Below are 23,414 nucleotides of genomic sequence, written 5' to 3' on the forward strand. Positions count from 1 at the left end.
TTTTTACCCAAATTTAGCTAAATGATAAGAGTCCATTATGCATTATTTATGTCCCCTGTGTGCCGCCCCACTGACGTTAACGGAGCGAACTTGGGGTTGTTCACAGCAACATAAGTTTGATATGGCCAAAGAAGGCTATGTCAACTTATTACCTGTACAGAAGAAAAACTCAAAAGATCCTGGTGATAATAAACAGATGATGTTTGCTCGGCGTGAATTTTTAAACGCGGGTTACTATCAAGGTTTGAGTGATAGAGTGAATGAGCTCGCGCTTGAGTTTGGTGTCGAAGCAAAACAAATCCTCGATATAGGCTGTGGGGAAGGGTACTACAGTCAACGTTTATTCCATGTGTTGAGCCAGCACCATGATTGCAATTTACAAGGTATAGATATTTCTAAGTCTGCAATTAAATATGCAGCTAAACGTTACCCTAATTTGCAATTTTGTGTCGCAAGTGCCTATGAAATGCCAATCGCATCCCAAAGTGTCGATCTTGCCATTCGTATTTATGCCCCTTCAAAAGTAGAAGAGTTACAACGGATTATGGCTGATGGAGGCTTACTGATAACGGTTTCTCCGGGACCTTTACACCATTTTGCGTTGAAACAACAAATTTATGCTGAGCCAAGATTACATCCCGTTTCCACAGCGCATATTGCTGGATTTGAGTGTCTTCATCAGGAGCGCTTAATCTCCCAGTTAGAACTGGCAAACAGTGAACATATTGCTCATTTTTTAGAAATGACGCCCTATGCTTGGAAGTTTACTCATGCCCAAAAGCAAGCATTTGCGTTGCAAGGACTGAACTGTGAATTGGATTTCCAAATTGAAGTGCATCGGATTTCAAAGTAAGCGATAAGATTAAGCTATTGAAATAAATTATTTAAAATGCTTAACTGTACTTGCTAAACAGCATGAACCTAGTGTTCTGCTAGCCGGTTGCAAAACCGTAAAGTAGATTTAGGCAAAATAAATAATCCAAAGTGTCGCAGTGTGTTGACTTATCTTTAGAATGGTTTATAGTCTTATCAGCTTGAAGGTTGGGCTTATATTTATGTGTTCAATACGACCAGTTCGTCCTGTAAACATAAGTAATACCGGCATTTTCCAGCTCCACCCGCCGTTAAGGCTTTAATTTTTTATTTACAGGATTTATATTATGTCTCAAGTTACTGGTGTTGTTAAGTGGTTCAACTCTGACAAAGGTTTCGGATTCATTGAGCAAGAATCTGGTCCAGATGTATTCGTACACTTCCGTGCGATCAACTCTGACGGTTTCAAAACTCTTGATGAAGGCCAAAAAGTGTCTTTCACTGTGACTCAAGGTCAAAAAGGTCCACAAGCTGAAAACGTAACTATCATTGGTTAATTTTCAGTGCTGTTAGCCTAGAGCTGATAGCAATGGATTAAAGGGCTATGGTTAATTCCGTGGCTCTTTTTATTTGTGCGAAAATAAGATTTCATTTAGTTTAGATTGTTGAATCCAGTATAAGCGACGAGATCCACTTAACATGTCGCATTGATTTAATGCTTAAATCTGAAGTTAATCCTCTAATCTTTCTCTGTTAGAATCAAATTCTGATATCTCCCAGATTTTCAATAAAACCATTTGATACACTCTCCTTATTTTTACCCCTGTAACATTCAATTCCATTATATGTTAACTCTTAACGCTTGCTCTTATCGAGTTTATTTTTTGCGTAATCTTATATTCAATGTCGAACGCGAATGTGTCTAATCATTCATTTGTTGTAAATCAGTGACTTCAGATATTGCCGAATATTATTGGTGCATATACATTTCTTGCACTTAGTCATCCTACATATACTAAGCTGCACCTAAGTCTGAAAGACTTGTAGTAAAGATTTGAGACTGAAAAAGCGTTTAGTGTTTGATATTAAAGAACATTACCTTATTTATGATGTGTTTTGGAGTCGACCAAAAAACGAATATGGCTATTGATATGCCTTGCATTTCGTACATTTAAGTATTTCCGACAGAAGCTTTAGGCTGCTAATCCAACTTAATTATCGGCTACTTTATAGCGGGATAATGCTCTCCCTCTACTAGTTTCCCTAACTTATAAAGGAGAGGTCTACAGTTAGCACTAAATGGATTAAGTGCCCTTTCTACTGGCGGTATTGGCCTGATATTTTGTTAGCATATTTATTGCTTCTAATGTGACGTTGGTGACAATACAAGAATACTTAAAGTTGATAACTATATACTGAGGATCTTTTGATGGGTTATGTTATTCAAGGGGCTACGATTAAGCCGAAAAATGGATTGATCTAAATTTAAATATTGTGTGAGTATTACAGTGTAAATAAAAAAGCCATGCAATTGCATGGCTTTTCTGGTTTAGCTTAAGTGATTATGGACGTGCCATATCAGACTCTGCACCATTAGCGAGTTTGATTTTGGCAGTAGACTCTTCGTTCGCAGTATTCTCATACTCTCGTCCTTTAGGGACTGTCACTTGTTCTCTCACCTCAACGACAGGCTTGGTCATATCCGAAGACACCATAGAGCCAAAGCGGCTGGCGGCTTTTGGCTTGCTGACAACAACTGCATCCGTGATTTGCGGTGTTGTTGGAACTGTTTGTACTGTGGCTTGAGGCTTAGCGATAGCAGCCGGTCTGGCCATTGGCGCAGAGGCTGTTGCTTTCACGGCTTCTTTTACTTCAGCGCTCGGTGCAACACTTGGCTCGACAAGTGTTTCGGTTTTAGCTGCTTCAGCTTTGGGTACTGCTACTGATTTAGTCACTGAGCTTTCAACTGATGGGACTGCAACGACTACGGCTTCAGCAGTAACGCTGGTCACCTGAGTTTCAACGATTGACGCAAGGTCAACTTTTACGTCAGCAGCCTTTGGCTCTTCCGCTTTCGTTTCAGTGGTTTTAGTCACAACAGGTTTAGTTTCAACTTGCTGAGTTTCAACTGCTGCAACGTCATTTGCTTGAGGCTGAGGCTCAACTTTTGCTTCTACTTTAACAACAGCAGGAGCTTCAACAGTTGGAGTTGAACTTGTTTCAGCTATTTCGACGCCATCAGTTTTAACGGCCGGTTCAGTTACCGCTGTTGTTTGAGTTGCAACAACAGGAGTTTCCACTCGAACACTGACGATTTCGCTTGGGTACTCTTGGTCAGCACCTAATTCGTCATTAGGAACGAATTGCGCTGGCGTTGATGTACCTTGGTCATCTTCGTCGCGACGACGACGTTGACCCGCTGCACGAAGGTGGCGAGGGCTACGACGGCTACGACGTTGACCATCTCTTTGCTCGCGTTTTGATTGATCATCTGCATTAGCATTTTCGTTGTCTGCATCAACTTCGCTATCTTGCGATACAGCATCCGCTGCTACAGTATGAGCTGCTATGTCAACCAAGGAGTTTTCAGCTACGTTAACAGCATCAACAGCAGGTGTTTCTACTACAGTAGAAATTACAGTTGTCTCTTCTAGCACAATATTTTCTTGCGCTTCTTGAGCCGGTGCCGCTTCCTTACGAGGCTGGCGACGTGTTCTTGGCGCTTTAGTTTCTACTGGCGTTTGGGCAATGACTTCAGCTTTGGCATTAACACTGATAGTGCTTGCCGCTGCGGCGTTAAGGGCTGCAATTTCCGCTAACACTTCTGCGGCATCTTCAGGTGCAATTGGGATCGCATTATCTGGCGTATTATGGCCATTATCGATACGCACCTTACGACGCATGTTACGGCGCTGACGACGCTCACGGGCGACTTCTTGCTTAGGGGCATCATCTGCTTCAATATCGGCAACAACATCTTTTGGCGCTTGTACGCGAGGCTTTGGTTCAGCTTTAGCTGGACGTTTAGCCGCTTCTTCTTTTTCGCGTACTGGACGTTCTTGTGTGCTGACTACGGCATCAGCCGGTTTTTTTGGATTGCGGCTACGCGGCTCACGAGTGCCTTCTTTTGCTTTGTCGGCATCTTGGGCATTGCGTGGGCGGCGAGTGTCATTACGACGGTTACGGCGATTGGCGTTAGCCGCACTGGTATCAGTTGCTTTAGTTTCAACAACTTTTACGGGTTCAGCTTTTTCACTTGGCGCAAACATGGCACTGATTGCACTCACAAGCTTGCTGAAGAAGCCTGGTTGTGGCGCTTCAACTTTCACCGTTGGTGATGGGGCTTGTTCTACTTTTTGTGGCGCTGCAAAACCTTTTAATGCCGGAATAGGCGCCGCAGTACGTTCCAGTTTGCGTGGCTCATACAATTTGGCTTCAGGATGCTCTATACGCTTATAGCTTGATTCACTGATTTCATCATCACTACGGTGACGGATCACGCGGTAATCAGGCGTCATCATGTGTGCGTCAGGGATCACATACACTTCGACATCGTGACGCTGTTCTGTGATGCGAATGGCTTTGCGTTTCTCGTTTAACAAGAAAGCTGCAACATCCACAGGCACAATCGCTTCGATTTGTGAGGTGTTTTCTTTGATGGCTTCTTCTTCCATCAAACGTAAAATTGACAGTGCTAAAGACTCGGTACTGCGAATCGTGCCTTGGCCATGACAGCGAGGGCAGATATGCGCTGCAGATTCTTCTAAAGAGGGGCGCAGACGTTGACGCGACATTTCCATCAAACCGAAACGAGAAATGCGACCTAACTGCACGCGAGCACGATCATGGTGCACAGCATCACGTAAGCGGTTTTCAACTTCACGCTGATGACGCACTGGCGTCATATCAATAAAGTCGATAACCACTAAGCCACCTAAGTCGCGGAGGCGCAATTGGCGGGCAATTTCATCGGCGGCTTCGAGGTTAGTGTTAAGTGCTGTTTCTTCAATATCGCCGCCTTTAGTGGCACGGGCAGAGTTGATATCGATTGAGGTTAAGGCTTCAGTTGGGTCGATAACAATTGAACCGCCAGATGGCAGACGCACTTCGCGTTGGAAGGCGGATTCAATTTGTGATTCGATTTGGAAGTGAGTGAACAATGGCACTTCAGCTTCGTACAGTTTTACGCGCTCAACGAAATCAGGGCGAACTAAGGCAATATGTTGCTTCGCTTCTTCAAAAATACGTGGATGATCGATGAGGATTTCGCCCACGTCACGGCGTAAATAGTCACGAATAGCGCGAACTATCACATTGCTTTCTTGGTGAATTAAGAAAGGTGCGCCTTTAACTTGTGAAGCTTCGGTGATCGCCGCCCAGTGGTGTTGTAGAACTTTTAAGTCCCACTTTAACTCGGCAGATTCTTTGCCTACACCCGCAGTACGCACGATAAGACCCATGCCCGCAGGCACTTCTAAGTCAGCCATCGCTTCTTTTAGCTCAGTGCGTTCATCACCTTCGATACGACGAGAAATCCCGCCAGCACGTGGGTTGTTTGGCATTAATACTAAGTAAGAGCCTGCAAGGCTGATGAAGGTCGTTAAGGCTGCACCTTTATTGCCGCGTTCTTCTTTGTCAATTTGGACAATAACTTCCTGTCCTTCACTGACCACTTCTTTGATATTTGGGCGACCTTGGAACGAATATCCTTTCGGGAAATATTCTCTAGCGATTTCTTTCAGTGGCAAAAAGCCGTGACGATCGGCACCGTAGTCGACGAAAGCGGCTTCTAAAGACGGTTCTACGCGGGTAATTTTACCTTTGTAAATGTTTGATTTTTTTTGCTCATGACCTGGGCTTTCAATGTCTAGATCATACAGTTGTTGCCCATCAACAAGGGCAACACGCAACTCTTCTGATTGAGTTGCATTGATTAACATACGTTTCATGATGACGTCATTCTTCTTTAAATAGAGGTCATCAAACATCGCGCTTCGCTGCATTACGGGCCTAGCAGTAGGTCAACTGAGCCTCACGGCTGGTGGCTAGGCAAGAGGTGCGCATTACTGTTAGACGCAGTCGCTGCGTGTCGCATCCTATTTATGGCTTATTTTTTAATGATTACAAAAACAAGGAATTCGTTGTAAAACATCAACCAACCCCATAAATTCTTTAGTTTCGTTCCGGTAATGCCCAAGTCGAATCGGTTTGTCTGACGACAAGTTAAAATATCCTTCGAAATCGGGGAGGAAAACCTAGGGTAAACCTTATTAAAGTAAGGTGACTTTCTCGATTTAATCGTAAAAAACGCATTTGTGGTATTTTTACTCTGTATACGATTTGCAAATCAATGATTTGCTATCAAGAAAATCTTTTTTTATCCGTTAAATTTTCCGCTTGGGATCAGGGCGTTGTGAACACTTTATTCACGGCTTATCCCTAATCGCTGGTGAAATATAGCAATAATCAAAAAATTCAGCAATGGAAAGGCACAATTCTTCTCAGTTGTTGTACAATGGCGACCGTTATAATTAGATGGCGCATCATGAATATAGAATCCACCCCACAACAGGTTCAGTTGATCACGATTGATGAAGATCACTTCGAACAGCGTATCGATAACTACTTAATGACCAAGCTGAAGGGCGTGCCGAAAAGCATGATCTATCGCATTGTCCGCAAGGGCGAGGTTCGAGTGAATAAGAAACGCATCAAACCCGAGTACAAGTTGCAGATTGGCGACATAGTACGTATTCCGCCAGTCCGCGTGGCAGAGCCGGATAACCGTACCGCACCATCGGCGAACTTAAGCAAAGTCTCGCAACTCGAAGATCGTATTTTGCATGAAGACAATCATTTGATCGTGCTGAATAAACCTGCTGGCATTGCCGTGCATGGTGGTAGTGGAGTCGATTACGGTGTGATTGAAGCATTGCGTTCACTGCGTCCTCAACAAAAGTTTTTAGAGCTAGTACATCGTCTCGATAAAGATACTTCGGGTGTGTTGTTGGTGGCGAAAAAGCGTAGCGCGCTTAAACATCTGCATGATCAGCTTCGGTATAAAAAGATGCAGAAAGACTATTTGGCCTTAGTTAAAGGTGAATGGTCTGCTCAAGATAAAGCCGTTAAACAGCCTTTATTGAAAATCACCCTTAAATCCGGTGAGCGCATTGTGCGTGTTAATGCTGAGGGTAAACCTTCAGAAACGCGCTTTAAAATTATGCAGCGTTACCAAGGTTGTACTTTAGTGAAGGCAAGCCCTGTCACTGGACGTACTCATCAAATTCGGGTGCATTGTCAATTTGCCGGTCATCCAATCGCCTGTGATGATAAGTACAGCGAGCAAGGATTTGACGATAGCATGCGTGCATTAGGCTTAACTCGACTCTTTTTACATGCCGCTGAATTGATGTTCATTCATCCAGAAAATGATGAAGTGATGCGGGTTTCAGCGCCTTTAGATGAAAATTTGTCGCAATTACTCGATAAGTTAAAGCGTGCGTAATCGACGGGGATAGGTTTCAAGGATGAAGATAAAGCAATACGATTTAGTGATTTTCGATTGGGATGGCACTCTGATGGATTCCATCGGTAAAATTATCACTTGTATTGAAAATATGGCTAAGGCATTGCAGTTACCTATCCCAACTGAAAGTGACATTCGCGATATTATTGGTCTTTCTATGACAGAAGCGCTGCGAGTCCTGTTCCCACAGGGGCTTAATTGCAGCGCTTCTTCAGTATATTCTCAGCCTCTACATTCTAATAATGCATTCTGCCAAGGCGAAGATGATCAATATCAGCAGATGCGCGTTGAGTTTAAAGCGCAATATTTGCATTTAGACACCACGCCAACGCCATTGTTTGTACAAACTCCAGCGTTAATTGATGACTTGCATAGCCAAGGCTATAAGTTAGCCGTCGCAACTGGTAAAGCCCGTGCGGGACTTGATCGCGTCTTTGAGCAAACAGGCTTAGGTCGATACTTTGTTGCGTCACGCTGCGCCGATGAAGTGCACAGCAAACCCCATCCTGAAATGATCTCAAGCTTGCTGAAAGAATTGAATATTGCACCGAACAGAGCCTTAATGGTGGGTGATTCTCTGCTGGATTTAACCATGGCGGCCAATGCAGGGATTGATAGCGTTGGTGTGACTTATGGCGCTCACAGTGCCGAAAAGTTGCTGCGGGCAAAACCTATCGCCTTGATTGATTCACCAAAGCAATTACTGCAATACCTCTAACACTGCTATTTAATACTGAAGCGGCAATACATGCCGCTGCGCATGAGACTTCCTTATCACTTTTATTCACGTCTCATCTTTTCGTCGATGAAACGACTCAGTAGCTCGGTATTTTTGATGCGCGTCATCGATTCAATAAACTGAGCAAATAGAGCAAAGCCTTGGTAAACGTTTAAGCAAGAACGTCTACACCTTGGGCTAACAGCATTTCCGTCAGTAATATCAGTGGTAAGCCAACTAAGGTATTGGGATCGCGCCCTTCGAGCTCTGTAAATAACGCGATACCTAAACCTTCGCTCTTAAAACTGCCTGCACAGTAGTAGGGCTCTTCCTTTTCTACGTATGCCACAATCTGCGCATGGCTAAGGTGCCTAAAATGAACCGTAAAGGGTTCAACCTCAGCGGCCATAGCGCCAGTTTTGGCATTATAGAGTGCAAGACCAGTATAAAAGGTGATTGCCTTGCCTGAGGCTTGAGTGAGCTGCGCGACGGCATTATTAAAATGATGGGGTTTACCGATAATCTTGTCATCAATGACGGCAACTTGATCGGAACCAATAATCAGACCATCGGGGAATTGTTCTGCTCCCGCGACGGCTTTTGCTTTGGCTAATCGCAGCACTAAAGCATGGGCCGATTCTTCGAGATACGCCGTTTCGTCAATATTAGGATTGCAGCATTCGAAGGGTAACCCGAGTTTTTGCAGTAAAGATTGTCGATATACAGACGTCGAAGCTAAGATTAATGGGGTTGGCATAATGAGATATCCGCAAAAGAGTGACTCATATTGTGACCAATCAATGCGAGAGAGTGCAAGAGTTTCGTCTTTTACGGTTTCTTTTCAATGAATGCGACTATTTTAGGCGGCTTGCGCTTGTATGCGGCCCCATGCTTGGGTACTATTTCGCTTCCGTCAATTTCAATGTTGGGGCAGGGGAAAGGCTTAAGTCGCAAACTGGGACTTAAGTTAGCATTTTTTCTTTGACTCTAGCGTTTTCAAACTATAATATGCGCGCCTTATGCAAACAGTAAAGATACCGGTTTCAATTGATCCATTTCGCGCCGCCTCGAGTCGCCTAGTTTATCAGGGCGTTGTTCCTGGTGTGCAACTGAAAAGATTAACTGAGTTATGTGCCGGCGACTGTTCCGATGTGGCAGTGTCGCTTGAATGTGGCGTAGATTTACAGGGGATAGTCTACCTGAAAGGGAAGGCTGTGACGGAGCTCACTCTGATATGTCAACGTTGCATGACGCTATTTACCACTGAGGTTACGGTCGAGTTTTGTTTTGGTCCATGCCGGACTAAAGCAGAAATCGATGAGCTCCCGGATGCGTATGACCCAATTGAGTGCAATGAAATTGGCGAAGTGCGTCTACATCAATTGATCGAAGATGAATTGATAGTCGCTATGCCGATAATCCCAATGCATCAAGAAATTGATTGCAGTGCAGGATCTAAAGACATGGTTGTAGGCGAGATAGAACCCGCTCAAGAGGAGCGTCCAAATCCGTTTGCAGTGTTAGAAAAACTGAAGAGCAAGTAATCGAGGAGACAGGCCAATGGCTGTACAACAGAACAAAAAATCACGTTCAAAGCGCGGAATGCGCCGTTCACATGACGCACTGAGCACTGCTCAGCTGTCTGTAGACGCTACCAGCGGTGAAATCCATATGCGTCACAATGTGACTGCAGATGGCTTCTATCGCGGTAAAAAGGTAATCAACAAGTAATTTGTTGGTTTCCTAATGACGAATCTGACGCTTGCGTTAGATGCAATGGGTGGTGATCATGGCCCCCACGTCACGGTGCCTGCAGTCTTGCGGGCACTACAATTACATTCTTTTCTTAAAATCATTTTAGTCGGTGACAAGACTGAAATTGATGTCTATCTACGTCAAGCCGAAGCGAGTTTACTTTCGCGCATAGAAATCATTCATACCGATGAAGTCGTTAGTATGTCCGATAGGCCTGTGCATGCCTTGCGTACACGTAAAAACAGTTCCATGCGATTGGCTATTGAGTTAGTGCGTGACGACCGCGCACAAGCGTGTGTGAGTGCCGGTAACACAGGGGCGCTGATGGCAATGGCGAAAGTATTGCTGAAGACCTTGCCTGGTGTTGATCGACCCGCATTAGTCAGTTGTTTACCTGCGGTGACTCAAAAACCGGTTTATTTGTTGGATTTGGGCGCGAATATTTCCTGTGACTCGGAAACCTTATTTCAATTTGCCGTGATGGGCTCAGTCCTGTGCGAAGTGGTCGATAAGAAATCTCGGCCAAAAGTCGCCTTGCTCAATGTGGGCGTTGAAGAAATTAAAGGTAATGACCAAGTTCAGCAAGCCGCGCAGTTGCTGCAACACACAGAACAAATCAATTACACAGGTTTTATCGAAGGGGATGAAATCTATTCCGGTAATGTGGATGTGATTGTTTGTGATGGGTTTGTGGGTAACATCACGCTCAAGACCTCTGAAGGTATTGCCAAGTTATTAGTACATCAGTTAAAACGGGGACTAACCCAAGGTTTATTCGTTCGTTTTCTGGCTAAACTTATCGCCCCTCGTATCCAGGCGGTCCTTAGTCAGATGAACCCCGACCACTATAACGGTGCAAGTCTGATAGGATTGCGCGGAATAGTTGTAAAAAGCCATGGAAACGCGGATGAAACTGCCTATTTACAAGCAATTAGTTTGGCAGTAACGGAAGCTCAACGTCGACTCCCTGAAATGATAAAAGATCGTTTGGAGTCGATTCTTTTAGATATAAATAACTGATCCCTCCTTATGCATACAAAAATTCTCGGAACTGGTAGTTATCTACCAGTGCAGGTGCGTAGCAATCAAGATTTGGAAAAAATGGTGGAAACCACTGACCAATGGATTGTTGAACGTACAGGTATATCAGAACGTCGCATTGCGGCTTTCGATGAAACCGTTTCAACTATGGGCTACCAAGCGGCATTAAAAGCGCTAGAAATGGCTGGCATAGAAGCATCAGATTTAGACATGATCGTTTGCGGCACCACCAGTGCTCCCAATGCTTTTCCGGCTGCAGCTTGTGAAATTCAAGCCATGCTTGGCGTGCATACCATTCCAGCTTTTGATATCGCAGCGGCGTGTTCAGGCTTTGTTTATGCTTTATCTGTTGCCGATCAATTTGTAAAAACGGGCGCGGCTAAAAAAGTATTAGTGATTGGTGCCGATGTACTGTCTCGCTTATGTGAGCCAGAAGATCGTTCAACGATTATTTTATTTGGTGATGGTGCGGGCGCGGTTGTGATAGGCGCATCCGAAACACCAGGGATCATTTCGACCCACATTTATGCCGACGGTCGCCAAGGTGACTTATTGAAATGCGCTTTCCCACCACGTAAAGGCGAAACTTCTGAAGCGGTCGGTTTTATGACCATGAAAGGCAACGATGTCTTTAAAGTGGCTGTGACTCAATTGTCCCATGTGGTGACTGAGACGCTGCGCATTAACAATATCGATAAGTCAGAAATTGACTGGTTAGTGCCACATCAAGCCAACTTCCGAATTATCAATGCTACCGCTAAAAAGCTCGATATGAGTCTTGAGAAAGTCGTATTGACTTTAGCTAAACACGGTAATACTTCTGCCGCGTCAGTGCCCATTGCATTGGATGAAGCCGTACGTGATGGCCGTATTCAGCGCGGACAATTACTGTTGCTTGAGGCCTTTGGTGCTGGATTTGCGTGGGGCAGTGCGCTCATTCGTTTCTAAGTTCTACATGTGTGTTCCACATGATTTTTCAATAAATTAAGTTAGCCATAGGTAATTTGAATATGGAAAATGTTGCTTTTGTATTTCCGGGTCAAGGTTCACAAGCCATAGGCATGTTAGCCGAGCTTGCCGAATCTCATGCTGTTGTTGGACAAACCTTTGCTGAGGCGAGTGACGTCTTAGGTTATGATCTGTGGGCATTGGTTCAGCAAGGTCCTGTTGAAAGCTTAAATGAAACCGATAAAACTCAACCGGCCCTATTAGCGGCGAGCGTGGCGATTTGGCGTACCTACGTGGCTTCAGGCAAACCTATGCCTGCTATACTCGCGGGTCACAGTTTAGGCGAGTATTCTGCTTTAGTTTGCGCGGGTGTGATGGATTTTAAAGACGCGATTAAGTTGGTGGAATTACGTGGTCAACTGATGCAGCAAGCGGTACCCGCTGGCACGGGTGCTATGTATGCGATTATCGGTTTGGACAACGAGAGTATCGCTAATGCCTGCGCCGAAGCGGCTCAAGGTGAGGTGGTGAGTCCAGTTAACTTTAACAGTCCTGGTCAAGTGGTCATTGCAGGTCAAAAAGACGCAGTTGAGCGCGCTGCAGCAGCTTGTAAAGCAGCGGGCGCTAAAATGGCGGTGGCTTTACCTGTCAGCGTGCCATCACACTGTGCATTAATGAAACCTGCGGCGGATAAACTGGCCGTGGCATTAAACGATGTACAGTTTAATACCCCAACAATTACTGTGATTAATAACGTTGATGTGGCATCACCCACCTCTGCTGATGACATTAAAGATGCGTTAGTGCGTCAGTTATATTGTCCTGTCCGCTGGAGCGAAACTGTTGAGCTAATGGCCCAAAAAGGCATTACCCAACTGGTGGAATGCGGTCCTGGTAAAGTATTGACAGGATTAGCAAAACGAATTAATAAATCACTATCAGCCCAAGCGGTTAATGATGTTGCTTCATTAGCAGCATTAACTGAGTAAGGAGTTTATATGAGTTTCAACCTGAATTTAACAGGCAAAGTGGCTTTGGTGACAGGTGCGAGCCGCGGTATTGGCCGTGCGATCGCTGAGACATTGGTCGAAGCGGGCGCCGTGGTTATTGGAACCGCAACCAGTGAGAAGGGCGCTGCGGCGATCCAAGAATATCTGGGTGACAAAGGTTTTGGTTTAGTGCTTAATGTCACAGATAGTGAATCTGTTACAGATTTATTCGCCTCGATCAAAGAAAAAGCGGGTGATGTTGATATTCTAGTCAACAACGCGGGTATAACCCGTGATAATCTGCTGATGCGGATGAAAGATGATGAATGGCAGGATATTATCGACACCAACCTGACATCGTTATTTAGACTGTCAAAACCTGTGATGCGTACCATGATGAAAAAGCGCTTTGGCCGAATCATCAATATCGGTTCAGTGGTAGGCACCATGGGCAATGCAGGTCAAGTTAACTACTCGGCAGCAAAGGCGGGTTTGATTGGATTTACAAAATCTCTTGCAAGAGAGGTTGCATCTCGTCAAATTACAGTTAATGCTATCGCTCCTGGATTTATCCAGACCGATATGACAGATGAGCTGACCGAAGAGCAGCAAAAAGCTATCATGTCACAGGTTCCGATGGAACGATTAGGGCAAGCGCAAGAAATTGCCAATGCAGTGCTCTTTTTGGCCTCGGACTCAGCCGCTTACATCACAGGCGAAACTTTGCATGTGAATGGCGGCATGTACATGGTTTAAGGGCGAATGGCAGGGATTTCTGTCGCAACTGAGTAGTGATCTGTATCAATTGATAGTGAAATTTCGTGGTTAGACCACGAAAACTAAGCTTGCATTGTCAGCCAAATCTAATAAACTACTCGCAATCTTACGCAAGTGCGTAATTTGAATAGGAAAGAAAACTAATGAGCAACATCGAAGAACGTGTAAAGAAAATCATTGTAGAGCAACTGGGCGTTAAAGAAGAAGACGTTAAGCCAGCGGCATCTTTCGTTGACGATCTGGGTGCAGATTCTCTGGACACTGTTGAGTTGGTTATGGCTCTGGAAGAAGAGTTTGATACCGAGATCCCTGATGAAGAAGCTGAAAAGATCACTACTGTTCAAGCAGCGATCGACTACGTTTCTAAGAATCAGTAATTCTGAATTCTTGACGACAGGCGGCATTTTTGCCGCCTGTTTTTGTTTTACCCCCGTCAAATTCTGCCTCCGTGCCATTCAATCGTCTCTGGATCGTGTTTTAATTATTATCCACGAGATGCTCGCCGCAGATTGGCGAATTTTTCTAAATAAAAGTTATTTAAGAAATTGTCTAATGATAGAAAACCCTGCGTCCTCTATCTGAATTAACAAATTAGCATTTAAAGGTGACTGCCGTGTCTAAACGTCGTGTAGTGGTAACCGGTTTGGGGTTAGTAACTCCAGTGGGCAATACTGTCGATACTACTTGGAAGGCTTTGCTTTCGGGTAAGAGTGGTATTGCACCGATAACCAAATTTGATGCCAGTGAATTTACCACTCGTTTCAGTGGTTCAGTAAAAGATTTCGATGTTGAGCAATATGTAACGAAAAAAGACGCCCGTAAGATGGACCTCTTTATTCAATACGGTATGGCGGCTGGCATCCAAGCTATCCAAGACTCAGGTCTGGACATGAGTAAAGAAAACCCAGGTCGTGTCGGTACTGCTATTGGTGCGGGTATGGGCGGTATGTGGTTGATTGAACAAGGTCACAGCGCATTGATGAATGGTGGCCCGCGTAAGGTTTCTCCTTTCTTCGTACCTAGTACCATTATCAATATGATTTCAGGCCACTTGTCGATCATGTTTGGCATGAAAGGCCCAAATTTTGCCGTGACGACCGCTTGTACTACGGGTGTGCATAATATCGGTTTCGCGGCGCGTACCATTGCCTATGGCGATGCAGACGTGATGGTTGCGGGCGGTGCTGAGGATGTCACTTCTCCTTTAGGCGTTGCAGGTTTTGGTGCAGCGAAAGCGTTATCGACACGCAATGACGATCCGACTGCGGCGAGCCGTCCATGGGATAAAGACCGTGATGGTTTTGTGATCGGTGATGGCGCTGGTGTTATGGTGATGGAAGAGTACGAACACGCAAAAGCGCGCGGTGCGACCATTTACGGCGAATTAGTCGGTTTTGGTATGAGCGGTGATGCGTTCCATATGACATCGCCTCCAAGTGACGGAGCAGGCGCTGCAGCTGCTATGGTCAATGCTATTAATGATGCTAAGTTATCACTGGAGCAAATTGGTTATATCAATGCCCACGGTACGTCGACGCCAGCTGGTGATAAAGCGGAAGCGGCAGCGGTTAAGTCAGTATTTGGCGACCACGCTTATAAAGTACTGGTTAGCTCGACTAAATCGATGACGGGTCACCTGTTAGGTGCTGCGGGTGCGGTTGAAGCGATTTTCACTTTGCTAGCACTGCGCGACCAAGCCGTACCGCCAACCATCAACTTGGATAATCCAGATGAAGGTTGTGACTTAGATTTTGTTGCCCACACAGCCCGTGACGTGAAAATGGATTACGCTCTGTGTAACTCCTTCGGTTTCGGTGGGACTAACGGTTCGTTACTGTTCAAGAAAGTGTAAAACACGCATTTATGGTGTAAAAAACAGTGAAAAAATGCGCCTGAGGGCGCATTTTTTATGGGTCAAATTCATTGCTCATGTGAGTTGAACTCCGTTATCTTATGACTTTATTGTGATGGATGTCACTTTCTAACTGTATGATATCCATAGTGTTAACATTTGTTCATCAAGCTTGTTTAATTCTAATGACCACAGATAATGACAGACATATTCAATCTTAATGGAGTGTGTCATGTTAAATCCCGCGGTGATCCCGCTTGTTCCCCTCATTGGCGCATTAACTGCCAATCTGACCGAATTGATCCGTGGTGAGTTTAAAGTGTGGCATCCAAACATGGACATTGGGATCAAGACTTTTACCTTAGCAATCGCTGCTTACGTGGTGGTTTGGTTTGCCTTATTGGTGACGGCGATTAACGTCGGTGGCGATAGCAATATGTCTTCGGGCCTCGAAGTGCTTGGTTTCTTTATGTTTGGCTTAGGCGTTTACACTTTTGCTAAGGGTACGCGTTTCGTCAGTAGTGAATTTCAGCTATGGATTTATCGTTTAGCGTTGCCGAGTTTATTGCTTTGCTGCGTGCTTATTAGCCACTTTGGTTAAATCGAATTTTTTGACGAGGTCAATCGTAATTATTTTTACGCTAATGGCGCTTTCTATCGTAAACTCAGCCTATTGCACGAAACATTGAGCCACAGTGGCTGAATAAGTTGAGGTTATATGGCTGGTATCGATAGACAAAGTACCCTGAGATTTTTGTCAGAGCCTGCGGATGTGAATTTTGGTGGTAAAGTTCACGGCGGCGCTGTGATGAAGTGGATCGATCTCGCGGCCTATGCCTGTGCAGCGGGCTGGAGCGGTAAATATTGTATTACTGCTTATGCGGGCGGTATTCGTTTTGTGCAACCCATTTTGGTGGGCAATATCGTTGAAGTCAGCGCAAAAGTGATTTATACGGGTAAAACTTCTATGCATATCGGTATCGATGTGCGAGCGGGCGATCCTAAAGTTTCTGAGCGTCATCTCACCACCCATTGTATTGTGATCATGGTAGCAGTTGATGAAGATGGCCTACCTACGCCAGTGCCTGAGTGGATACCACAGACGGAACATGATATTCATTTGCGGGATTCTGCACTGCGCTTGATGGAAATGCGTAAAAAGATTGGCGCCGAAATGGAAGCCCATGTGGTGAAATAGCCCCATAAATTAAATCAGCAAAGGCGCTTAAGGCGCCTTTGTTGTTTCTAGCGAAAAGTGCGTTTATCACTCGCTCCGATTTCACTCTGACGTTATCGTAGATGGATGTTAAACTGCGGCTACTATTTTGAATCGATTCATTTTGTTTATCTATTTAAGGATCAGCTCATGGCAAAAGTCGCATTTATTGGTTTAGGCGTAATGGGATATCCCATGGCGAGGCATTTACTGAACAAAGGCCATGAGGTCACTGTTTATAATCGTACTTTTGCCAAGGCGCAAACTTGGGTCGACACCTATGGTGGCCGCTGCTGTCCAACACCAAAGGAAGCGGCAGAGGGTCAAGATATTGTGTTTACTTGCGTGGGCAATGATAACGATCTGCGTGAAGTGGTATTAGGCAGTGATGGCGTTATTCATGGGATGGAAAAGGGCGCAGTGTTAGTTGACCATACTACGGCTTCGGCCGATGTTGCCCGTGAGCTTCATCAAGTGTTAGCGGAAAAGGGCGTTGATTTCCTCGATGCGCCTGTGTCGGGTGGTCAAGCGGGCGCCGAAAATGGCGCCTTGACTGTGATGGTCGGCGGCGATGAAGCGGTATTTGAGCGTGTTAAACCCGTTATTGAAGCCTTTGCCCGCTGCGCCGAACGTTTAGGTGAGGTTGGTGCAGGTCAGTTAACTAAGATGGTGAACCAAATTTGTATCGCGGGTGTGGTGCAAGGTTTGGCGGAAGCGCTGCAATTTGCTCGTAAAGCGGGACTCGATGGCGAGAAAGTCATTGAAGTGATCAGCAAAGGCGCGGCGCAAAGCTGGCAGATGGAAAATCGCTACAAGACGATGTGGGGCCAAAGCTATGATTTTGGTTTTGCCGTCGATTGGATGCGTAAAGATTTAGGCATCGCCTTAGAAGAAGCTCGCCGCAATGGTTCACACTTGCCATTAACCGCGTTAGTTGATCAATTCTATTCAGAAGTTCAGGGCATGGGCGGTAACCGTTGGGATACGTCTAGCTTGCTGGCGCGCTTAGAAAAAACGGCGAAATAAGTTTTACCTTAAGTTTCATCGTTATAAAAACTTAGGTTTCGTAGTGATAAAACTCTGGTTTCGGAGTGATAAACACTCTGGTTTCTCAGTGATAGGTTTTGCAATGATAAAAATGCCCAGTCCCGATTGCGTTGGCAAATAGGACTGGGCATTTTTGTGTGTATCGTTTTTTGACTAGGACATTAAGAGCTAGGATATTTAATCGTTAGTCTTTCCAGCGAATATGGGTCACTAAACTGTGGGTTTCACCTGGAGCAAGCACGACTTTATCTTCTAATACATTGGCCGCTTCTAGGCAGACCATGGTCAGATAATCCTCTGGATTAAATCGGCCCAGGCGTTGTGACTTTTCAATCCATGGGTTCCATAATACCGCTGATTGGCTGTTTTCACGGCTGACTTCGATTATCCCCTGCGGCGTATGCAATAACTGCACTGGGCCGAGATCGGTATAGACACGATCTGTCTCGCGATTAAACAGCACTTCATCCGTTGTTTGCGGGTAAGGCCCTTGTGCAAATTCGATGTATTTTGACCCACTAAAACCGCTGGCTTTGAGTTGGTGGATATCCTCAATCGGGAAATAGCTGTGCAGCGCTTGGGTAAGCGTGACGGTTTCATCGCCTACGTTGGTATTCACAAGGCTAATGCTTAGAGTGTCGCCTAGGGTGAATAACACGCTGACCTCAGTGTTATGCGGCCAATAGATTTTATCTTGCTCACTGATTTTTAAGCTAAAACGTAAATCCACTAACTGATTACGCATTTCTACCGATTCCAGCGCCCAAATACGGGTACGGGCGAAACCGTGTTGGGGAAAGTTCGCTTCACTACTCATGCCAAACCAAGGCCAGCATACGGGTACACCACCACGGATCCCATTACCGGGTTGATAATCGTCAGCCGATGAAACCCACAGCAAAGGTGGTTTGCCTACGGGTTGAAAATAGTCTATTTGCGCGCCCTGCAAAAAAATTCTTGCCTGACATAACGCCGTATTCACTTCGACATAATCGAGCCCGTTGGCGTGCTTTTTAGTAGTGACAGAACCCATAGTAACAATATCCTTAACTCTGCTGACATATCAGAAAAACAGGCAGTTAGCTTACAAAGTTTTCCGCGATAACATAAGGCTTTGTTGCGATCAATTTACGGTTTCGCTGTTCGTTTGTGTAAACAAAAGTCTGTGGCGGATACTGAGGTGCTTTCTTTTTCGGCAGATTTAGCTAAAGTGGTCAGAGCACCAAAGTGGTCAGATCACTTAGTTGAGTTGCAGTCTAACAAGAAAAGGGAAGCGATTATGCCAGTTTATCAAGCGCCGCTGCGCGACTATCAATTTATCCTCGATGAAATGTTACATATTTATCAGCAAGATGCACTCAAGGGGTTCGATGAAATCGATCCAGATCTTGTCGATGCGATCCTGCAAGGTATGGCCGACTTTAGTACTGAAGTGATGTTACCGCTCAATAGTGTCGGCGATCTGCAAGGCTGTAAGTTGGTCGATGGTAAGGTGATTACACCGGAAGGATTTGATAATGCCTATCGGCAGTTTGTTGATAATGGCTGGCCGACGCTGACCTGCGATCCTGAATATGGCGGCCAAGGCTTACCCGAAGTGGTGGGGATTTTTGCCACTGAGATACAAACGGCAACCAATATGGCCTTTGCCATGTATCCCGGTTTGACCCATGGCGCCTATGCCGCCATCCATGCCCACGGCAGTGATGCGCTCAAGCAAAAATATTTAAGCAAATTAGTCAGCGGTGAATGGACGGGAACCATGAACTTGACTGAGTCCCACGCCGGTACTGACTTAGCCTTATTACGCACCAAAGCCGTGCCAGTATCCGAAGGCGTTTTTGCCATTACTGGCGAGAAGATTTTTATCTCCTCAGGCGATCATCAACTCACCGACAACATAGTGCACCTCGTATTAGCTCGTTTGCCGGATGCGCCTGAAGGCGTGAAGGGCATATCTTTGTTCGCAGTGCCTAAAGTATTAGTGAATAACGATGGTAGTTTAGGCGCACCGAACACTTTATATGCCAGTGGCCTTGAACATAAGATGGGCATTCACGGTAACTCAACTTGTGTAATGGTATTTGAAGGTGCATTGGGTGAGCTTGTCGGCGAGCCACACCAAGGACTGCGAGCCATGTTTACTATGATGAACCAAGCGCGTTTAGGTGTGGGCGTGCAAGGGCTGGGCGTCTCTGAGATTGCCTATCAAAATGCGCTGGCCTATGCCAAAGATAGATTACAGAGCCGCGCCTTAAGCGGTGCCAAAGCACCCGAAAAAGCCGCCGATCCGATTTTGGTTCACGGCGATGTGCGCCGTATGTTGCTGTCGCAAAAAGCCTTTAATGAAGGCGCAAGAGCCTTAGTTGGACAACAAGCTTTGTGGCTCGATGAAGCTGAGCGCCATACCGATCCCGCCAAAGCGAAAGCGGCATCCCAGTTAGTGGCCCTGTTCACGCCCGTTGTGAAAGGTTTTATCACTAACCGTGGTTTTAATGCCTGTGTCGATGCGCAGCAAGTGTTTGGTGGACATGGTTATATCCATGAGTGGGGCATGGAGCAATTTGTGCGTGATAGCCGTATTGCGCTGATTTATGAAGGCACTAACGGCATTCAGGCGCTGGATTTAGTGGGGCGTAAGTTACTTAGCGACCGCGGCGCGGCGATGCAGCAATGGTCGGCATTAGTGACTGAGTTCATTAAGTCGCATAGCACGAATGCGGCGATGCAACCTTACGTGAGTGGTTTAATGGATTGTGCGGGTGATTTGCAAAAGGCCAGTGGTTATTTAGCGACCCATGCGGCGACTAATCCTGACATTATTGGCGCAGCTTCAATGGCTTATCTGGAGTTGTTTGGGGTGACGGCACTGGCGTGGATGTGGGCCAGAAGTGCCGCGGTGGCATTAGCGGCACTGGAGCAGGGCACTGAAGAAACCGCGTTTTACCAAGCTAAATTGAAAACTGCTGATTTCTACATGGCTTACTGGGCGGTGCAAGGTCGCAGTCTGCGTAAGCAAATCGAGCAGGCGAGTGAAATGCTAACGCAATTGGATGAAGCAATCTTTTAAGCATTCACCTTATAGGCTGAGTGAAGCCTTTGCTTAAGAACAGCTCAAAAACCAGCGCATTGTCGCTGGTTTTTATTTTTGCATAGTTTAAATCTTTAACTTGTTTTCATTCTTAGGTTCCACGCCAGTATTGAGCTCGATACTGTGAGTCTCTTGCTTGTCCCACATTAAAACTTCTATCTAAGGTCTGTGCGACTGACGCTCTTTTCGTTTTAGTCATAACCAAACACAACAAGGGTTATGTGAGCTGACGCTAGCTATTTACCTAACTGATTTCACACTTATGTAAATTCAAATGATAATCGTTGTTATTCGTAAATCATTCTTTATAATGACGGCCAATTCGTTTGAATACATTTGTAAACCCTTTGGTTTATGCCATTTTTATGCGCTCGCGCTGGGGACATTCTGTGAAGACTCGTTTCGCCTACTCATTAATTGCACTTGCACTCGCTCAATATCAGTCGGCATTCGCCGCTGAAACCGTACTCGATAAAGAGGCTCCACAGCAGACCTTGTCTACAAGCTCACCCGTTGCAAGTCCTGCATCGACTGAGCCTGCAGCCTATGAGCAAGTTAAATTGGCTGCACCTGAGCGAATTGCCGTTCATGGCCGCGCGATGCAAATGTACGTCGATAAAGAAACAACGGTTGGCACTAAGACGGCGATTAATGTGATGGAATTGCCGCAGTCGGTGCAAGTGCTGACCGAGCAGTTAATCGTTGACCAAGCAGCGCGCAATATTACCGATTTATACCGCTCAATCGCTGGCGTAAGTGAGTTCAGTTATTCTGGCGTGACCTTTCGCGGTTTCCGTGACGATGCCAACGTCTTTTATGATGGGGTAAGGGGCGATCCCTATTCGGGATTTTCTGTGCCGCAACTGTTTAATGTGCAGCGGGTTGAAGTGTTAAAAGGCCCTGCATCCGCACTTTATGGCGGCGGTGAACCCGGCGGCATGATCAACTATGTCACTAAAAAACCAACCTTTGTCGAGAGTAAAGAGCTGACCTTAAGTACGGGCAGCGAGGATATGATGGGCGGCTCGCTGGATTTCACCGGTGGCTTAACCCAAAATCTTGCCTATCGCTTTGGCGCCTATTATCAGCAGGAAGATAGCTTTCGAAATAATGCCGATAGCCAAAATGCCGAAGTGGCGGGTGGGTTACTCTACGAAATCAGTGATGATACTAAGCTCACTACCACTTTCGATATTATTAAGCAGGATTTAGGTGGCAATCGACTGCGCGGCGTTCCTGTCGATAATGACGGTAACTTCCTGGTTGCGCCATCCTATAATGCCAATGAGAAGAGTGACTTCCAGAAGATGGATGCACTGGTGCTGCAATCGATTCTCGATCATCAATTTACCGATAATTTCTCGGTCAAGACTCAGATCCGTTATCTGAATAATGATTCCACGCAGCAATATCATGAATCGAGAGGTTGGGCGACCTTAGATGCCAATAAAAAGCCCATTATGGGTGATGGCACCATTAAGCGTGAATACCGAGTTCAAGCACGGGCTAATGATGAAATCAGTTTAACCAATGATTTTGTCTATGCATTCGATGTTTTAGGTTTTGAACATGAATTCCTGTTCGGCGGCGACTATCACTATGTCGAAACCGAATATCAGTACAAATTGGCGACTGATAAGGATGGTGTTGGTAACCTGAATATTTTTGACCTTAACTATGGTGAAACCAACCCTAATAGTTACAACTTGAAGGATAAAAATACCGATGGTACCCGCGCTAACCGTTACGGCATTTATGTACAGGAACATCTGCACTTTAATGAACAGTGGTCATTAATTGCTGGTCTGCGTTTTAGCCAGTTTGATGATTATGATAAAAATACTGGTTTCTCCTTCAGCGATAACGCGATAACGCCAAGAGCAGGGCTTAATTATCGCCCAATTGATTCAATGTCCTTTTATTTGAATTACTCAGAGAGCTTTAATCCAGCATCTTTAACCAATCAAGCGGAAGATATTGGTGATGGTTTCCTCGATCCAGAAACGGGCAATCAAATTGAACTTGGGATGAAAAATGAATGGCTTGATGGCCAGTTTATGACCACGCTTGCTGTGTATCGCATTGAAAAACAAAATGTCGCCCAAGCTAACCCTTTAGATACTGGCGATGACGATGGTATTCCCGCTTTACTTAATTTGGGTGAAGTACACAGTCAAGGCCTTGAATGGACGCTGGTGGGGGATTTAACCGATAACCTGACCGTCACGGCAAACTATGCCTATAACGAGACCGAAGTGGTTAAAGGGGTAACAAACGATAGTTTAACCAATACTTTTGATAGTAAGCACTTTGCCAATGCGCCGCGCCATCAAGCAGGGATATGGACCCGTTACGATATCAATGCACTCGATTCGGCGATTGCTTTTGGTATGGACTATGTGGGCGAGCAGTTCAGCCTCGATGGCCAAACGGTGAAGCCCCATACGATTTTTGACATGAGCTGGACGACCCAGTGGGATCAAACTCAAGTTCGCTTAAATCTTAAAAATATCTTCGATAAAGAATATGCCGTCAGTGGTTTTAGCGAGCGTAATGGCCATTTCCCCGGTGAGCCGCGTAATATCACGCTTGAACTGAGTCATAAGTTTTAATGTATTGATGTAAAAATAGCTTGTTCGTT

The 23,414-nt window shown here is 45.4% G+C and carries 20 protein-coding genes; 17 read left to right on the forward strand and 3 right to left on the reverse strand.

All coding sequences use genetic code 11. The features are described 5' to 3' along the window. Positions 1-37: 37 nt before the first annotated feature. Both rlmA and L5L98_RS01590 read left to right on the forward strand, forming a co-directional pair. On the forward strand, positions 38-853 hold the full coding sequence (gene rlmA / locus L5L98_RS01585; RefSeq protein WP_105252862.1) for a 23S rRNA (guanine(745)-N(1))-methyltransferase: 816 nt from the start codon (positions 38-40) through the stop codon (positions 851-853). Positions 854-1,160: 307 nt separating this feature from the next. Next, entirely contained in the window at positions 1,161-1,370 is a 210-nt protein-coding gene (locus L5L98_RS01590) for a cold-shock protein (protein ID WP_011789734.1), read from the forward strand. A 1,005-nt stretch (positions 1,371-2,375) separates the two neighbouring features. Here L5L98_RS01590 and rne read toward each other — a convergent pair. Continuing rightward, entirely contained in the window at positions 2,376-5,816 is a 3,441-nt protein-coding gene (gene rne, locus L5L98_RS01595; RefSeq protein ID WP_263138216.1) for a ribonuclease E, read from the reverse strand. 542 nt (positions 5,817-6,358) lie between these two features. Between rne and rluC the strand changes: the two genes are divergently transcribed. Beyond that, a complete protein-coding gene (rluC, locus tag L5L98_RS01600; RefSeq protein ID WP_105252860.1) occupies positions 6,359-7,318 on the forward strand; it encodes a 23S rRNA pseudouridine(955/2504/2580) synthase RluC in 960 nt (319 codons plus the stop codon). A gap of 22 nt (positions 7,319-7,340) precedes the next feature. Continuing rightward, positions 7,341-8,057 carry an HAD family hydrolase gene (locus tag L5L98_RS01605; protein ID WP_113938797.1) on the forward strand — a complete coding sequence of 239 codons (717 nt, stop codon included), beginning with the start codon at positions 7,341-7,343 and terminating at the stop codon, positions 8,055-8,057. Between the two features lie 172 nt (positions 8,058-8,229). Here L5L98_RS01605 and L5L98_RS01610 read toward each other — a convergent pair whose 3' ends face one another. Next, positions 8,230-8,814: a Maf family protein gene (locus tag L5L98_RS01610; protein WP_198572246.1), complete on the reverse strand. Its 585-nt coding sequence runs from the start codon at positions 8,812-8,814 to the stop codon at positions 8,230-8,232. A 262-nt stretch (positions 8,815-9,076) separates the two neighbouring features. Here L5L98_RS01610 and yceD point away from each other — a divergent pair, with 262 nt between their 5' ends. From yceD to L5L98_RS01665, 11 genes are all read left to right on the forward strand, one after another. Beyond that, positions 9,077-9,601: a 23S rRNA accumulation protein YceD gene (gene yceD, locus L5L98_RS01615; RefSeq protein WP_028760371.1), complete on the forward strand. Its 525-nt coding sequence runs from the start codon at positions 9,077-9,079 to the stop codon at positions 9,599-9,601. A gap of 16 nt (positions 9,602-9,617) precedes the next feature. Continuing rightward, a complete protein-coding gene (gene rpmF / locus L5L98_RS01620) occupies positions 9,618-9,788 on the forward strand; it encodes a 50S ribosomal protein L32 (RefSeq protein ID WP_006081226.1) in 171 nt (56 codons plus the stop codon). A gap of 15 nt (positions 9,789-9,803) precedes the next feature. Continuing rightward, positions 9,804-10,832, forward strand: a complete 1,029-nt coding sequence (gene plsX, locus L5L98_RS01625; RefSeq protein WP_263138217.1) for a phosphate acyltransferase PlsX — start codon at positions 9,804-9,806, stop codon at positions 10,830-10,832. A 9-nt stretch (positions 10,833-10,841) separates the two neighbouring features. Beyond that, a complete protein-coding gene (locus L5L98_RS01630) occupies positions 10,842-11,801 on the forward strand; it encodes a beta-ketoacyl-ACP synthase III (RefSeq protein WP_131523925.1) in 960 nt (319 codons plus the stop codon). A 62-nt stretch (positions 11,802-11,863) separates the two neighbouring features. Next, the gene (gene fabD / locus L5L98_RS01635) at positions 11,864-12,790 is read left to right on the forward strand and encodes an ACP S-malonyltransferase (protein WP_263138218.1); all 927 of its coding nucleotides are present in this window, start codon (positions 11,864-11,866) and stop codon (positions 12,788-12,790) included. Positions 12,791-12,799: 9 nt separating this feature from the next. Beyond that, positions 12,800-13,546, forward strand: a complete 747-nt coding sequence (gene fabG / locus L5L98_RS01640; protein ID WP_263138219.1) for a 3-oxoacyl-ACP reductase FabG — start codon at positions 12,800-12,802, stop codon at positions 13,544-13,546. Positions 13,547-13,710: 164 nt separating this feature from the next. Beyond that, positions 13,711-13,944, forward strand: coding sequence for an acyl carrier protein (acpP, locus tag L5L98_RS01645; protein WP_006081231.1), 234 nt, complete (start codon positions 13,711-13,713; stop codon positions 13,942-13,944). A 236-nt stretch (positions 13,945-14,180) separates the two neighbouring features. Further along, positions 14,181-15,419, forward strand: coding sequence for a beta-ketoacyl-ACP synthase II (fabF, locus tag L5L98_RS01650; RefSeq protein WP_006087466.1), 1,239 nt, complete (start codon positions 14,181-14,183; stop codon positions 15,417-15,419). 232 nt (positions 15,420-15,651) lie between these two features. Beyond that, positions 15,652-16,020, forward strand: a complete 369-nt coding sequence (locus tag L5L98_RS01655; RefSeq protein WP_028760367.1) for a hypothetical protein — start codon at positions 15,652-15,654, stop codon at positions 16,018-16,020. 117 nt (positions 16,021-16,137) lie between these two features. Then, a complete protein-coding gene (locus L5L98_RS01660) occupies positions 16,138-16,617 on the forward strand; it encodes an acyl-CoA thioesterase (RefSeq protein WP_105252855.1) in 480 nt (159 codons plus the stop codon). Positions 16,618-16,785: 168 nt separating this feature from the next. After that, positions 16,786-17,661 carry an NAD(P)-dependent oxidoreductase gene (locus L5L98_RS01665; protein ID WP_263138220.1) on the forward strand — a complete coding sequence of 292 codons (876 nt, stop codon included), beginning with the start codon at positions 16,786-16,788 and terminating at the stop codon, positions 17,659-17,661. 205 nt (positions 17,662-17,866) lie between these two features. On the opposite strand, the gene L5L98_RS01670 is transcribed toward L5L98_RS01665, so the two are convergent. Further along, positions 17,867-18,715 carry a D-hexose-6-phosphate mutarotase gene (locus L5L98_RS01670; RefSeq protein WP_131523921.1) on the reverse strand — a complete coding sequence of 283 codons (849 nt, stop codon included), beginning with the start codon at positions 18,713-18,715 and terminating at the stop codon, positions 17,867-17,869. A gap of 246 nt (positions 18,716-18,961) precedes the next feature. Between L5L98_RS01670 and L5L98_RS01675 the strand changes: the two genes are divergently transcribed. Together L5L98_RS01675 and L5L98_RS01680 are read left to right on the forward strand one after the other, a co-directional pair. Continuing rightward, a complete protein-coding gene (locus L5L98_RS01675; protein WP_263138440.1) occupies positions 18,962-20,752 on the forward strand; it encodes an acyl-CoA dehydrogenase C-terminal domain-containing protein in 1,791 nt (596 codons plus the stop codon). Positions 20,753-21,138: 386 nt separating this feature from the next. Next, positions 21,139-23,385 carry a TonB-dependent siderophore receptor gene (locus L5L98_RS01680; RefSeq protein ID WP_263138442.1) on the forward strand — a complete coding sequence of 749 codons (2,247 nt, stop codon included), beginning with the start codon at positions 21,139-21,141 and terminating at the stop codon, positions 23,383-23,385. Positions 23,386-23,414: the final 29 nt, after the last annotated feature.

This window comes from Shewanella sp. SM23 (genome assembly GCF_025654295.1).
GTDB classification, from domain to species: Bacteria; Pseudomonadota; Gammaproteobacteria; order Enterobacterales; family Shewanellaceae; genus Shewanella; species Shewanella oncorhynchi.